General features: G+C 75.1%; 13 protein-coding genes. 8 read left to right on the top strand and 5 right to left on the bottom strand.

Going from position 1 to position 13,657, the window contains the following annotated elements:
• The coding region (locus JZ5iCDA_RS10985; protein ID WP_069387214.1) for an AzlC family ABC transporter permease at positions 1–554 on the bottom strand (554 nt) is incomplete at its 3' end.
• Between the two features lie 95 nt (positions 555–649).
• Positions 650–2,134, bottom strand: a complete 1,485-nt coding sequence (locus JZ5iCDA_RS10980) for an NAD-dependent succinate-semialdehyde dehydrogenase (RefSeq protein ID WP_069387212.1) — start codon at positions 2,132–2,134, stop codon at positions 650–652.
• A 121-nt stretch (positions 2,135–2,255) separates the two neighbouring features.
• Between JZ5iCDA_RS10980 and dapA the strand changes: the two genes are divergently transcribed.
• The 3 genes from dapA to JZ5iCDA_RS10965 are packed head-to-tail and all read left to right on the top strand — an operon-like array spanning position 2,256 to position 5,775.
• The gene (gene dapA / locus JZ5iCDA_RS10975) at positions 2,256–3,191 is read left to right on the top strand and encodes a 4-hydroxy-tetrahydrodipicolinate synthase (protein WP_069387211.1); all 936 of its coding nucleotides are present in this window, start codon (positions 2,256–2,258) and stop codon (positions 3,189–3,191) included.
• Between the two features lie 47 nt (positions 3,192–3,238).
• Entirely contained in the window at positions 3,239–4,924 is a 1,686-nt protein-coding gene (locus JZ5iCDA_RS10970) for a ribonuclease J (protein ID WP_069387210.1), read from the top strand.
• A 2-nt stretch (positions 4,925–4,926) separates the two neighbouring features.
• Complete coding sequence (locus JZ5iCDA_RS10965; RefSeq protein WP_069387209.1) at positions 4,927–5,775, top strand: DUF4328 domain-containing protein; 849 nt, start codon at positions 4,927–4,929, stop codon at positions 5,773–5,775.
• Here the strand turns inward: JZ5iCDA_RS10965 and JZ5iCDA_RS10960 are convergent.
• Positions 5,756–6,370 (bottom strand): TetR/AcrR family transcriptional regulator, encoded by a 615-nt coding sequence (locus JZ5iCDA_RS10960; RefSeq protein WP_069387208.1) that lies wholly within the window; start codon positions 6,368–6,370, stop codon positions 5,756–5,758. The two genes, JZ5iCDA_RS10965 and JZ5iCDA_RS10960, sit on opposite strands and share 20 nt — an antisense overlap.
• An 85-nt stretch (positions 6,371–6,455) precedes the next feature.
• Between JZ5iCDA_RS10960 and JZ5iCDA_RS10955 the strand changes: the two genes are divergently transcribed.
• Positions 6,456–6,866, top strand: coding sequence for a hypothetical protein (locus tag JZ5iCDA_RS10955; protein ID WP_069387207.1), 411 nt, complete (start codon positions 6,456–6,458; stop codon positions 6,864–6,866).
• Here JZ5iCDA_RS10955 and JZ5iCDA_RS10950 read toward each other — a convergent pair.
• Positions 6,835–7,701 carry an MBL fold metallo-hydrolase gene (locus JZ5iCDA_RS10950; RefSeq protein ID WP_069387206.1) on the bottom strand — a complete coding sequence of 289 codons (867 nt, stop codon included), beginning with the start codon at positions 7,699–7,701 and terminating at the stop codon, positions 6,835–6,837. The genes JZ5iCDA_RS10955 and JZ5iCDA_RS10950 overlap by 32 nt on opposite strands.
• A gap of 166 nt (positions 7,702–7,867) precedes the next feature.
• Between JZ5iCDA_RS10950 and JZ5iCDA_RS10945 the strand changes: the two genes are divergently transcribed.
• From JZ5iCDA_RS10945 to JZ5iCDA_RS10930, 4 genes are all read left to right on the top strand, one after another.
• Positions 7,868–10,744, top strand: coding sequence for an FtsK/SpoIIIE family DNA translocase (locus JZ5iCDA_RS10945; RefSeq protein ID WP_083259898.1), 2,877 nt, complete (start codon positions 7,868–7,870; stop codon positions 10,742–10,744).
• A 74-nt stretch (positions 10,745–10,818) separates the two neighbouring features.
• A complete protein-coding gene (pgsA, locus tag JZ5iCDA_RS10940; RefSeq protein ID WP_069387205.1) occupies positions 10,819–11,442 on the top strand; it encodes a CDP-diacylglycerol--glycerol-3-phosphate 3-phosphatidyltransferase in 624 nt (207 codons plus the stop codon).
• Positions 11,439–11,948: a CinA family protein gene (locus tag JZ5iCDA_RS10935; protein WP_069387204.1), complete on the top strand. Its 510-nt coding sequence runs from the start codon at positions 11,439–11,441 to the stop codon at positions 11,946–11,948. Before pgsA ends, JZ5iCDA_RS10935 begins: the two co-directional genes overlap by 4 nt.
• A gap of 376 nt (positions 11,949–12,324) precedes the next feature.
• Positions 12,325–12,666, top strand: a complete 342-nt coding sequence (locus tag JZ5iCDA_RS10930; protein ID WP_069387203.1) for a helix-turn-helix domain-containing protein — start codon at positions 12,325–12,327, stop codon at positions 12,664–12,666.
• Positions 12,667–12,672: 6 nt separating this feature from the next.
• Here JZ5iCDA_RS10930 and JZ5iCDA_RS10925 read toward each other — a convergent pair whose 3' ends face one another.
• Positions 12,673–13,506, bottom strand: a complete 834-nt coding sequence (locus tag JZ5iCDA_RS10925) for a DNA-formamidopyrimidine glycosylase family protein (protein WP_069387202.1) — start codon at positions 13,504–13,506, stop codon at positions 12,673–12,675.
• Positions 13,507–13,657: the final 151 nt, after the last annotated feature.

Below are 13,657 nucleotides of genomic sequence, written 5' to 3'. Positions count from 1 at the left end.
GCCGCGAGGCGCGGCCACAGCAGCGCGAGGAACGCGGCCGCGGCGGCGGCGTCGAGGCCCCACGCGCGCGGGTCGCCGAGCGCGTCGCCGGCGAGGGCGCCGACGAGGGACATGAGGTTCCACAGCACGAAGACGCCGGCGCCCGTCACCCAGAAGCCGGCGCGGGCCGCGCGACGGGAGCGCTGCGCCGTCGCGACCGCGGCCGACTCGTCGATCGTCAGCTGCGCCGCGGCCACCTTCTGCCACGCCCGCAGGGCGAGCAGCGGGCCGAGCTGGGCGCCGTACAGGGCGTTGCGCGCGCCGAGGAGCCCCGCGGTGGCGACCGCGGCCCCGGCGGTGCCACCGGACCCGACGATCCCGACGAGCGCGAACTGCGACCCGCCGGAGAACATCAGCAGGCTCAGCGCCATGGTCTGCGCGACGTCGAGACCCGCCACGACGGACAGCGCGCCGAACGACACGCCGTACAGGCCCGTCGCCACGGAGACGGAGACGGCCTGGCGGACCGCCGCGCGCGTCTCGCCCTCGACCGTGGTCTCGGCGGCCTCGGCCACCCCCTCGGCGAGATCGCCGTCCGGACCGCCGCGGGGCGGGCCGTCGTCTCGCGGCGCGTCAGCGGGCACGGGCACCGCGTCAGGCTACCAACGCCTCACAGCGCGACGTACACCGTCTCCTGGAACTCCTCGAGACCGGCCTCGCCGCCCTCGCGCCCCAGGCCGGACTGCTTGAGCCCGCCGAACGGCGCGCTCGCGTCGGAGACGAGGCCGCGGTTGACGCCGATCATGCCCGCCTCGACCTCCTCCGAGACGCGCACGGCGCGGTCGAGCGAGGTGGTGTAGGCGTAGGCGGCGAGACCGTACTCCGTCGCGTTCGCCAGCTCGATGCCCTCGTCGTCGTCGCCGAACGCGACCACGGGCGCGACCGGGCCGAAGATCTCCTCGGTGACGACGCGCGCGTCGGGGTCGACGCCGGACAGGACGGTCGGGGCGTAGAAGTGGCCGACGTCGCGCACGCGCTCCGCGCCGGTGAGCACCTGGGCGCCGCCGTCGACGGCCGCGTCGACGAGCTCGGCGACGCTGTCGACCGCCTTCGCCTCGATGAGCGGCCCGACGCGCACGCCGTCCTCGAAGCCCGAGCCCACGCGCAGGCCCGCGAACGCGTCGGCGAGCCGCTGCGCGAACTCGCGCGCGACGCCGTCCTGGACGAGGAAGCGGTTCGCGGCGACGCAGCTCTGCCCGGCGTTGCGCAGCTTCGCGACGAGCGCGCCCTCGACCGCCGCGTCGAGGTCCGCGTCGTCGAACACGACGAACGGCGCGTTGCCGCCGAGCTCCATCGAGCTGCGCAGGACCTGCTGGGCGGCGCCCTCGAGGAGCGTCCGGCCGACCGGCGTCGACCCCGTGAACGACAGCTTGCGCAGGCGCGGGTCCGCGAGCAGCGGTTCGCTGATCTCCGACGCGCGGGAGGACGGCACGACGTTCACCACGCCCGTCGGCAGGCCGCGGTCGGCGAGCTCGGAGCGGATGACCTCGGCGACGAGCGCGGTGGTGAGCGGCGTGAGACGGGCCGGCTTGATGACGACGGGGCACCCGGCGGCGAGCGCGGGCCCGATCTTGCGGGTCGCCATGGCGATGGGGAAGTTCCAGGGCGTGATGAGCAGGGCCGGGCCGACGGGGCGCCGGTGGACCAGCTGCCGGTTCCCGCCGGCGGGCGCCGTGCGCACGAGGCCCTCCGCACGCACCGCCTGCTCGGCGTACCAGCGCAGGAAGTCCGCCCCGTAGAGCACCTCGGCGCGGGCCTCGGGGAGCGGCTTGCCGCACTCGGCGGTGATGAGCGCGGCGACGTCGTCGGCGCGCGCGACGATGCGCTCGTAGACCGCGCGCAGGACCTCGCCCCGCTCGCGCGGCGGCGTGGCGCGCCACGCCGGCGCCGCGCGGTGGGCGGCGTCGAGCGCGCGCAAGGCGTCCTCCCGGCCGCCGTCCGCGACGTCGAACAGCGACTCCTCGGTCGCCGGGTCCTCCACCTCGAACGTCGCGCCGCCCTGCGCCAGACCCCAGTGCCCGTCGACGAGCAGGCCGGTCGGGACGTGCGCGACGAGCGCGGGGGACAGGTGCGACGCGGCGGCGGGGCGGGACATGCTCCGAGTATCGCCCTGGGCGTCGAGCGGTCGCACGCCGACCGCGCGGGGCTCCGCCGGACCGGCCGCGCGTCGTCCCCACCCCGCCCGGGAGGAGGCGGCGGCACGGTAGTTTGTGCACATGGTCCTTCCCGCCACGCCCGCGCGGCCCTTCGGCGCCGTCCTCACCGCCATGGTCACGCCCATGACGCCCGACGGCGCGGTGGACCTCGCGGCGGCGGCTCGCCTGGCGACCCGTCTCGTCGACGACGGCAACGACGGCCTCGTGCTCAGCGGGACGACGGGCGAGTCCCCGACCACGCACGCGCCGGAGAAGGCGGACCTCGTGCGCGCCGTCGTCGACGCGGTGGGGGACCGCGCGGTCGTCGTCGCGGGCGCCGGCTCGAACGACACCGAGCACGCCATCCGCATGGCGGTCCAGGCCGCCGAGGCGGGCGCGGACGGGCTGCTCGTCGTGTCCCCGTACTACTCGCGCCCGAGCCAGGACGGCCTCTACGCGCACTTCGCCGCCGTCGCGGACGCCACGCCGCTGCCGGTGATGCTCTACGACGTCCCCGCGCGCGCGGGCGTGCGCGTCGCCCCGGCGACGTACGAGCGCGTCGCCGCGCACGAGCGCATCGTCGCGACCAAGGACGCGACGGGCGACGTCTACGCCGCCGCGAAGCTGGCCGCGTCGACCGGCCTCGCGTTCTACAGCGGCGACGACGGGCTGCTCCTGCCGTTCCTCGCGCACGGCGCGGCGGGCATCGTCTCCGTCGCGGCGCACGCGGTCGGCGGACGGTTCGCCGAGGTCGTGCGCCGCTTCGACGCGGGCGACCACACCGGCGCTCTCGAGACCTTCCTCACCACGACCCCCGTGATCGACGCCCTCAACGGCGCCGGGTTCCAGGCCGTCATGGCCAAGGCCGTCGTCGAGCTGCTCGGCGTCACGGACAACCGCCACCTGCGCCTGCCCAACGTCGCCGCGAGCGAGGAGGAGTCCGCGCGCGTGCGCGACGCCCTCGCGGCCGCCGGGCTCCTTCCCGCCGCGGCACCGGCCGCACCCACCGCGCCGTAGCGCGCCCCCGACACCGTCCCACCGGCTCAGCCACGACAGGAGGCCCCGTGAGCCACCCCCACCCCGAACTCTCCCTGCCGCCCGAGCTCCCGGCCGGAGGGCTGCGCGTCGTCGCCCTCGGCGGGCTCGGCGAGGTCGGGCGCAACATGGCCGTCCTCGAGTACGACGGCCGCCTGCTCGTCATCGACTGCGGCGTGCTGTTCCCCGAGGACAACCAGCCCGGCGTCGACCTCATCCTTCCGGACTTCGACTACATCAAGGACCGGCTCGACGACATCGAGGCCATCGTCCTCACGCACGGGCACGAGGACCACATCGGCGCCGTGCCGTACCTGCTGCGCCTGCGCCGCGACATCCCGGTCGTCGGCTCGCAGCTCACGCTCGCGTTCGTCGAGGCGAAGCTCAAGGAGCACCGGATCTCGCCGCTCACGCTCGCGGTCAAGGAGGGCCAGGTCGAGCAGCTCGGCGTGTTCCGCTGCGAGTTCGTCGCCGTCAACCACTCCATCCCCGACGCTCTCGCGGTCGCCGTCACCACCGGCGCCGGCACCGTGCTCCACACGGGCGACTTCAAGATGGACCAGCTGCCCCTCGACGGGCGCATCACCGACCTGCGCGCGTTCGCGCGCCTCGGCGAGCAGGGCGTCGACCTGTTCATGGTCGACTCGACCAACGCCGAGGTGCCCGGCTTCGTCACGCCCGAGGTCGAGATCGGCCCTGTCCTCGACAACGTGTTCGCCTCGTCCGAGAAGCGGATCATCGTCGCGTCCTTCTCCTCGCACGTGCACCGCGTCCAGCAGGTCCTCAACGCCGCGCACCACCACGGCCGCCGGGTCGCGCTCGTCGGTCGCTCGATGGTGCGCAACATGTCGATCGCCGCCGAGCTCGGGTACCTCCACGTTCCCGAGGGCGTGCTCATCGACCTCAAGAAGGTCGACTCGCTGCGCGACGACGAGACCGTGCTCATGTGCACCGGGTCGCAGGGCGAGCCCATGGCCGCGCTGTCCCGCATGGCGAACGGCGACCACCAGGTCCAGGTCGGCCACGGCGACACCGTGATCCTCGCCTCCTCGCTCATCCCGGGCAACGAGAACGCCGTCTTCCGCATCATCAACGGCCTCACGCGCCTCGGCGCGCGCGTCGTGCACGGCGGCAACGCCAAGGTGCACGTGTCCGGCCACGCGAGCGCGGGCGAGCTGCTCTACTGCTACAACGTGATCCGGCCGAAGAACGTCATGCCGGTCCACGGCGAGGTGCGCCACCTCGTCGCCAACGGAGCGCTCGCGGTCCGCACCGGCGTCCCCGCCGACCGGGTCGTGCTCGCCGAGGACGGCGTGGTCGTCGACCTGGTCGACGGCAAGGCGTCCGTCGTGGGCGCCGTCCCGTGCGGGTACGTCTACGTCGACGGCTCGAGCGTCGGCGAGATCACCGACGCCGAGCTCAAGGACCGGCGCATCCTCGGCGAGGAGGGCTTCGTCTCCGTCTTCGCCGTGGTGGACTCCGCGACCGGCAAGGTGCTCGCCGGGCCGCAGATCCTCGCGCGCGGCTTCGCCGAGGACGACGCGGTGTTCGAGGACATCCGCCCGGACGTCGTGCGGGCGCTCGAGGACGCGATCGCCGGCGGCGCGACGGACACGCACCAGCTTCAGCAGGTCATGCGTCGCGTGATCGGCCGGTGGGTGTCCAACCGCCTGCGCCGCCGCCCGATGATCGTGCCCGTCGTCGTCGAGGCGTAGGGGTGTCGCAGCACGACCCCTACCGGGTCTCGCCCCAGAGCCCGCCCCCCGGTCCCGCTCGGCCGCCGGCGTACGGCCAGCCGCCGGCGTACGGGCAGCAGACCGCCTACGGGCAGTACGCGCCGACCGGCCCGGCGCCGGCGTACGGCCAGGACGGGCAGTACGGTCAGAGCGGGCAGTACGGCCCGTACCGGCAGTACGGCGCGCCACCGCCCTGGGGCGGCTACGCGCCGCCCGCGCGCGTGCCGGGCGCCCTCGCCACGGCGACGGTCGTCCTCGCCGCCGCGGTGACGGCCGTGCAGCTCCTGTCCTGGCTGACGTCGTTCGCGGCGGCCGACGAGTACGCCCGTGCGGCGCGCCTCGGCGTCCCGGGCGCGGAGGTCTTCACGGCCTACGACGTCGTCACGCTGCTCCTCCTGCCGCTCCAGCTCGCCGCTGCGGTCGTCACGTGCCTCTGGCTCTGGAGGAGCCGCGAGCTCGCCGAGGCCGTCACGCCCGGGTGGCACCACGCGCGCAGCAGGGTCTGGGTCTGGCTCGGCTGGATCGTGCCGGTGGTCGCGTACTGGTTCCCGTACCAGGTCGTGCGCGACGTGCGGGCGGCGACGGTGCGCGAGCGTCGCCCGGGCCTCGGCTGGTGGTGGACCGGGTGGCTGGTGTTCACCGTGTCGACGAACGTCGCCGGGCAGGTCTCGGCCCGCGGGTACGGCAGCTCGGCCGACGTGTACTCCGTGCTGCCCGTCGCGGAGACGCTCGGCACGGCCGGTGCCGTGCTCGCGCTCGTGCTCTGGGTCCGCACCGTGCGCGAGATCACCGCGGGCCAGCGCGCCGCGCTCAGCCCGGCGGTGCGCTGACGAGCCCGCTCCCGACGGCGCGCGTCGCCGCCGCGTAGCGCGCCGCCCGCGCGGGCTCGTCGCCCGGGACCAGCCCGGCGAGCTCGAGGGACACGAGCCCGTGCACGAGCCCCCACAGGCCGAGGGCGACGTCCCGGACGACGTCCTGCGCGACGTCCTGGCCGGTCCCGTCGGGTCCCGCGACGACGCGCGCGACGGCGTCGCGCAGCGTGCCGAACGTGGCCTGCTCGACCGCGTCCGGCGCGTCGGCCGCGGGGCGCACCCCGCGGCCGAACATGACCGCGTAGAAGTGCGGGTCGTCGAGCGCGAACGCGCGGTAGGCGACCGCGAGCGCGCCGAGGTCGGCGACGGGGTCGTCGGTGCGCGGGGCGGAGGCGAGGTGCGCGGCGAAGCGTCGGAAGCCCTCCGCCGAGACGGCGGCGACGAGCTCGTCGCGGCTGCCGAACAGCGCGTAGACGGCGGAGGCGCTCGTGCCCGCCGCACCGGCGACGGTCCGCACGGTGACGGCCGCCTCCCCGCGCTCGGAGATGGTGCGGGACGCGACGTCGAGGAGGCGGTCGCGCAGGGCGGCGTCGTGCACGCGGGGTCGGGCCACGCGAGGAGTCTACGGTCTTGACGCGCGTTTCGGAACGCTGTTCTATAACAGTGTTCGCAAACGTCGCCGTCACCTGGAGGTCCCCGTGCTCGAGCTCACCGACGCTGCCCGCGTCACGGCAGGTATCGTCCTGCTCACCGTCGTCGGCATCGAGTCCGGCGGGGCGTTCCTCGTCAAGGTCGTCACCGGACGCGTCGCGGCCACGCCCTTCCAGACGTCGTTCTTCCGCGCCGGGCACGCCCACGCCGGCGTGCTCGTGATCCTCGGGCTCGTGTGCCTGCTGCTCGCGGAGAGCACGGCGCTCACCGGCTTCTGGCGGTGGCTCGGCGCGACGGGCGTGCTCGTCGCGGCGATCCTCATGCCCGCCGGCTTCTTCCTCTCCGCGACGGGCACGGGTCGCGAGGCGCCCAACCGGGCCGTCGTGCTGCTCCCGGCCGGGGCGGTCGTCCTCGCGGCCGGGGTCGTCACGCTCGCGGTGGGTCTGCTCGCCGGCTGACGAGCGCGGCGAGCTGCTCGGCGTGCCATGCCGCGACGTACCCGTGCAGGCGCTCGTCGACGAGGTCGCGCTCGTGGCCGTCCACCGCGCGCTCGAGGGCGTCGAGGTACGCGCGGTCCGCGGCGAACCGCGCGGCGATCGCCGCCGTGCCGACCGCCGGGCTGCCGTGGCCCGGGACGAGGACGTGCACGTCGTGCGCAGCGGCCTCCAGCGCGTCGAGGGCGGCGTGGTAGGCGCCGACCGGGTCCGCCGACGTCACGTCGACGAGCGGGACCTCGACGTCGGAGAGCATGTCGCCGGCGACCAGCACGCCGCGCACGACGAGCGCCGCGTGGCCGGGGGAGTGGGCGTCGTGCTCGACGAGGCGCACGTGCTCCTCGGTGGTGCGGCCGGGGGTGGGGAGGACCGTCGTCCCGGGCGGGAGCGGTTCGACCGCGCCGACGAGCGCCGGGTCGTGGCCGGGCGCGTCCGCCTCGGCGGCCGCCCGGACGGCGTCGAGGTCGCTCCGGAGTGCGTCGGCGGCCCGCGCGGTCGTCCAGCGCGGCGCGTCGCCGAGGGACCCGTGCCACAGCACGTGGTCCCAGTGCGCGTGCGTCGCGAACCCGGCGCGCACGCGCCACCCGCGCCCGCGCACGGTCGCGGCGAGGGCGGTCACCTCGGCGACGCTCACGCCGGGGTCCACGACGAGGGCGCCGCCGTCCCGGTCGACGACGAGGGTCGACGTCGTGGCCCACAGCGCCGCCGTCGCGACGTGCACCCCGGGTGCGACCTCGACGAGGTGCCGCGGCCCCGGTCGTGGGGCCCGTCCGCTCGCCGGGCGGGGCTGCTGGTCCACGTGTTCCCCCTCTCGGTCGGCGCTCGGTCGGCGCTCGGTCGGCGCTCGGACGGCTCTCGATCGGTTCCTCGGACGCGGCCGCGCCGGGCGACCGCACGCCTCCGCGGCAGACACGCGCCGACGGCTCCGCGCCCGCGTCGTCCCTCCCGGGTAGGTTAGGACCACTATGGCGACCCGTACGCCCCCGCAGGCACGTCGGACCGCGAGCAACCGGACGGCTGCGTCCCGGACGGCCCGCGGTGGGACGGGCGCGGCCCGCAGCACGTCCCGTGCGGGCGGCGCCCGCACGACGTCCACGGCGCGGCGCACGCCTGCCAAGCGTCCCGCGCCGCAGCCCCCGTGGCCCGTCCGCGCGCTGCGCGGGGTGTGGCTCGGCGCGGCGCACGGCGTCGGGGCGCTCACCCGCACCATCGGCAAGGGAGCGAAGGACCTGGACCCCGCACACCGGCGCGACGGCGTCGCGTTCCTCCTGCTCGCCCTCGCGGTCGTCGTCGCGGCGCGCGAGTGGTGGGGCATCTCCGGCGCGTTCGGCAGAGCCGTGCACGGCGTCGTCGCGGGCACGTTCGGCCTCGCCGGCGTCGCGGTCCCCGTGCTCCTGCTCTGGCTCGCCGTGCGGATCATGCGCCACCCCGAGCGCGCGCAGGCGAACTCGCGCGTCGCGATCGGGCTCACGCTCATCGTCGTCTCGGTCTGCTCGCTCGTGCACCTCGCCGAGGACCTCCCAGCGCCGCGCGACGGCTTCGCCGCCGTCCAGGACGCCGGCGGGATCATCGGGTACCTCGTGGCGACGCCGGTCGCCACCGGCCTCACCGAGTGGTTCGCCGTGCCGATCTTCCTGCTGCTCGGGTTCTTCGGGCTGCTCGTCGTGACAGCCACGCCCGTCCACCGCATCCCGAGCCGGCTGCAGGCCGTCTACGACACGCTCACGGGCAACCACCGCGGCGAGCACGAGGAGGTCGACGACGCCGACGGGCTCGCCCTCGCCGAGGGCGTCTCGCGCCACGACGGCACCGACGAGGAGGCGGGCACGCGCCGCCGCGGCCGCAAGCCGCGCAAGACGAAGGCGCAGCGCGCCGCGGAGGCGGCGGAGCTCGAGCGCCCCGAGGGCGGCTTCTCGGGCGACGAGGCGTTCGAGACCGCGGCCTTCCTCGAGCGCGAGGAGAACGCACCGCGCAAGCAGCGCGGCCGCCGGTCCGGCGACGCGACCGCTCCGGCGGCGCAGCCCGACTGGGCGCCGACCACCGCGGGCGCCACCGGGCCGACCGAGACCGTGCCCGCGCTCGCGGGAGGGACGGCGCAGGACACCGCCGCCGCCGGGCTCGGCGCCGTGGCGCCCGCCCCGGACGACGGAGCCGGACTCGCGCCGGTCCCGCCCCCGCCGAACACCCCCGTCCCGCGCGGCGTGCAGCCCATGCTCGAGGGCGACACGGTCTACCTGCTGCCGAACGAGGACTCGCTCGTCAAGGGCGCGCCGCACAAGGTCCGCTCCGCCGCGAACGACCGCGTCGTCGACGCGCTCACGCAGACGTTCGAGCAGTTCGAGGTCGACGCCAAGGTCACGGGCTTCACGCGCGGCCCCACGGTCACGCGCTACGAGGTCGAGGTCGGGCCCAAGGTCAAGGTCGAGCGCATCACGTCGCTGTCGAACAACATCGCCTACGCCGTGGCGAGTGCGGACGTGCGCATCCTCGCGCCGATCCCCGGCAAGTCCGCGATCGGCATCGAGATCCCCAACACCGACCGCGAGACCGTCGTGCTCGGCGACGTGCTGCGCTCCTCGGCCGCGCGCCGCACCGAGCACCCGATGGTCATGGGCGTCGGCAAGGACGTCGAGGGCGGCTACGTCGTCGCGAACCTCGCGAAGATGCCGCACATCCTCGTCGCGGGCGCCACGGGCGCGGGCAAGTCGAGCTTCATCAACTCGATGATCACGTCGATCCTCATGCGCGCCACGCCGGAGCAGGTGCGGCTCGTGCTCGTCGACCCCAAGCGCGTCGAGCTGACGATCTACGAGGGCATCCCGCACCTCATCACGCCGATCATCACCAACCCGAAGAAGGCCGCCGAGGCGCTCGAGTGGGTCGTGCGCGAGATGGACGCGCGCTACGACGACCTCGCGGCGTTCGGGTACAAGCACATCGACGACTTCAACGCCGCGGTGCGCTCCGGCAAGGTCAAGCCGCTGCCGGGCTCCGAGCGCAAGATCGCCACGTACCCGTACCTGCTCGTGGTGGTCGACGAGCTCGCCGACCTCATGATGGTCGCCCCGCGCGACGTCGAGGCGTCGATCCAGCGCATCACCCAGCTCGCGCGCGCCGCCGGCATCCACCTCGTGCTCGCCACGCAGCGGCCGTCGGTCGACGTCGTCACGGGTCTCATCAAGGCCAACGTGCCGTCGCGCCTCGCGTTCGCGACGTCGTCGCTCGCCGACTCGCGCGTCGTGCTGGACCAGCCGGGCGCCGAGAAGCTCATCGGGCAGGGTGACGCGCTGTTCCTGCCCATGGGCGCGGCCAAGCCGATGCGCGTGCAGGGCGCGTGGGTGTCCGAGTCCGAGGTCCACGCCGTCGTCGAGCACGTGAAGGCGCAGCTCAAGCCGGTCTACCGCGAGGACGTCACCCAGGCGGCCGCGAAGAAGCAGATCGACGAGGACATCGGCGACGACCTCGACCTGCTCCTGCAGGCGGCGGAGCTCGTCGTCACGTCGCAGTTCGGCTCGACCTCGATGCTGCAGCGCAAGCTGCGCGTCGGGTTCGCCAAGGCGGGGCGCCTCATGGACCTGCTCGAGTCGCGCGAGATCGTCGGGCCGTCCGAGGGGTCGAAGGCGCGCGAGGTCCTCGTGTCGCCCGAGGAGCTCCCGGCCGCGCTCGCGCTCATCCGGGGCGAGCCGGCGCAGGAGGTGTTCGACGGCCAGGCGGACGCACCCGCTGCCGCGTTGTCGGGCGCCGGTGGCGGGCACGACTACGCCGAGGGCACGGACGGGCACATGCCGCCGGTCGCGCAGGAGTACCACGACGGCGCGGACGTCGAGTCCGGCTGGCGCTGAGCGGGTCGGGCGCCGTCGGGCAGGACGACCCCCTCGTGGCGAGCGCACCCGGGGTCACCCCCTAGGCTTGATCCGTGGTCACCGCCGTCCCGTCGCCCTGGAACTCCGCGAACGTCGTCACCATGGTGCGCATCCTGCTCGTCCCGTTCTTCGCGTGGGCGCTCCTCGTCGACGGCGGGGAGTCGGTGACCTGGCGGCTCGTCGCCACCGGGATCTTCGCGCTCGCGGCGACGTCGGACCGGCTCGACGGCTACCTCGCGCGCCGCTACGACCTCGTCACCGACCTGGGCAAGCTGCTCGACCCGATCGCGGACAAGCTGCTCATCGGGACGGCGCTCGTGCTCCTCGCGTGGCCGCTGGGCGAGCTGCCGTGGTGGGTGCCGGTCGTCATCATCGTGCGCGAGCTGGGGATCACGCTCATGCGCCTGGCCGTCCTCAAGTACGCGGTGATGCCCGCGTCGCGCGGCGGCAAGCTCAAGACGGTGCTGCAGTCGGTGGCGATCACGCTGTTCCTCCTGCCGTTGTCCCACCTCCCGGGCTGGGTCGGGGTCGTGGCCTGGGTGGTGCTCGCGGCGGCCGTCGTCGTGACGGTCGTGACGGGCCTCGAGTACGCCTACCAGGGGTGGCGGCTGCGCCAGGGGGCGCTGCGGGCCGAGCGCGTCGCCGCAGCCTCGGCGGACGAGCCGTCCGCGCCGTGACGTCGGCCGGGCTGCTGGTCGCGGCCCTTGCACGCCGTGGGTGGACGCTGGGCGTCGCGGAGTCGCTCACGGGAGGCCTCGTCGCGGCGGCGGTCGTCGACGTCCCCGGGGCGTCGCGCGTCCTGCGCGGGGGAGTGGTCGCGTACGCGACCGACGTCAAGGCGTCCCTGCTGGGTGTCGACCCGGGGCTGCTCGCGCGCCGCGGGGCCGTCGACCCGGACGTCGCGGCGCAGATGGCCGCCGGCGCGGCGCGGGTGCTCGGCGCCGACGTGGGCGTCGCGACCACCGGCGTCGCCGGCCCGGACCCGCAGGACGGGCACCCGCCCGGGCTCGTGCACGTCGCCGTGCGCACCCCCGCGGCCGCGGTCGTGCGCACTCTGCGCCTGCAGGGCGGTCGGGAGGCGGTGCGGCGCTCGACGACGACCGCCGTGATCGAGCTCGCGGCACGCGCCGTGGAGGGAGACGACGTGCCGCAGGCCGCCGGGACGGGGCCGTCGACCGGGTGAGGACCGGGGTGCCGCGGCGTCGACCGTGGCGCCCTCGCGCACGTCGCGTGGAGGCTTCGTGGACGCCCGGCCGCGGGGTCGTACCGCCCCTGCCCCCGGGAACAACGCCTCTCGTCGGCGCGTTGGACAGCACGTGATCGCCAACAGGATCGCTGACAGGACCACCAACAGGGTCGCCAGCAGGCCGGTCGGCCGCCTCGACGTCGCTCCGACGGCACGGCCCGGACGTGGCCCCGGAGACGTGAGCGGGGCCACGTCGGGGTACGGTAGGACGACCCCCGCCGTCGGGGGACGGAGCACCAGCAAGAGTACGCGCAACCACGGGGGAGCCCGGCAGGCTCCCCCGAGCGCACAGGACACGGAAGGGGGTCGCCAGATGATTGTTCTTCGACGTGAGATCGGGGACGTGCTGCGAGACGCTCGTCAGCGTCAGGGGCGCACCCTGCGAGAGGTGTCCTCCGCCGCGCGCGTCTCGCTCGGGTACCTGAGCGAGGTCGAGCGCGGCCAGAAGGAAGCGTCGTCCGAGCTCCTCGGCTCCATCTGCGAGGCGCTCGACATCCCGCTGTCGCTCGTCCTGCGCGAGGTCAGCGACCGGGTGGCCGTCGCCGAGGGTCTGCTCATCCCGGACACGATCCCCGCGGACTTCGCGACGGCCGTGCTCGGGCGCCAGAACCCCGAGGGGACGTCGCGGCGCGAGGACCTGCAGCCGGTCGGCTGACGCGCCTCACCCGGGCGGCCGCTGGCACCCGGGACACCAGAAGATCGGACGGTCGTACGGAGGGTCGTTCGCCGTACCGCGCTCGACGGGCGTGCCGCACGTGCGGCACGCCCGTCCTGCTTGTCCGTGCACGCGCCGCTCGTACCCGGCCCGCGGGTCGAACCCGTGGGTGACGGTGCGCACCATGAGCTCGCGCGCGGCGACGAGGACGCCCGCGAGGTCGGGGACGTCCCGCACGGGCGTCCACGGCCAGACGCCGCGCGCGTGCAGGGACTCCGCCGTCCAGATCGTGCCCAGGCCGGCGACCGTGCGCTGGTCGAGCAGCGCTTCCGCCACCGGCACGCCCGTTGCCACACGCTCGGGCCGGTGACGCGGCCCGAGGCCGCCCACGGCGTCGTCGGCGCGCAGCCGCTCGACCGCGTCGGCGAGGCCGGTCTCGAGGAACGTGTCGGCGAGCACGTCGGGGCCGAGGTGGCCGACGATGCGGTGCTCGTCGACCGTGCGCAGCACGTGCAGCATGCCGATGCGGACCCCGATGGCGGTCCACCAGGCGTTCGCGAGCACGACCCGCACCGTCGGGCCGCTACCCCGCGCCGACCCGGTGCCCGTGCGCGCGACGTGCCACTCGCCCTCCATCCGCAGGTGGGTGTGCAGGGACCAGCCGTCGTCGAGCCGCGTGAACAGGTGCTTGCCGTAGGGCACGTTCGCGAGGACCGTACGACCCACGAGGTCGGTCTCGGCCGCTGACGGCCATCGCAGCTCGGAGCGCACGAGCTCGCGCCCGGCGAGTGCCTCGTCGAGGCGCGTGGCGGTGAGACGGACGACGTCGCCCTCGGGCACAGGCTGGTCCTCGTCCTCAGGCGGCGCGCAGGCCGCGCGGCGTGGGGCGGAAGCCGGCCTCGACGAGGGCCCGCGCCGTCTCGTCGGCGGGCGTGCTCGCGGTGCCGGCGCCCGCGAGCGCGTCGACGCCGTCGATGCGCTGCACGACGAC

Origin of the sequence: Cellulosimicrobium cellulans (genome assembly GCF_001722485.1) — a bacterium.
Classification (GTDB): Bacteria; Actinomycetota; Actinomycetes; order Actinomycetales; family Cellulomonadaceae; genus Cellulosimicrobium; species Cellulosimicrobium cellulans_A.
Note: the sequence above shows the minus strand (reverse complement) of the source record. Positions and strands in the feature narration are given on the sequence as shown.

Excerpts from the sequence above, each read along its gene's own strand:
- JZ5iCDA_RS10980 (WP_069387212.1), bottom strand. The coding sequence starts at position 2,134 with ATGTCCCGCCCCGCCGCCGCGTCGCACCTGTCCCCCGCGCTCGTCGCG.
- JZ5iCDA_RS10930 (WP_069387203.1), top strand. The coding sequence starts at position 12,325 with ATGATTGTTCTTCGACGTGAGATCGGGGACGTGCTGCGAGACGCTCGT.
- JZ5iCDA_RS10945 (WP_083259898.1), top strand. The coding sequence starts at position 7,868 with ATGGCGACCCGTACGCCCCCGCAGGCACGTCGGACCGCGAGCAACCGG.
- dapA (WP_069387211.1), top strand. The coding sequence starts at position 2,256 with ATGGTCCTTCCCGCCACGCCCGCGCGGCCCTTCGGCGCCGTCCTCACC.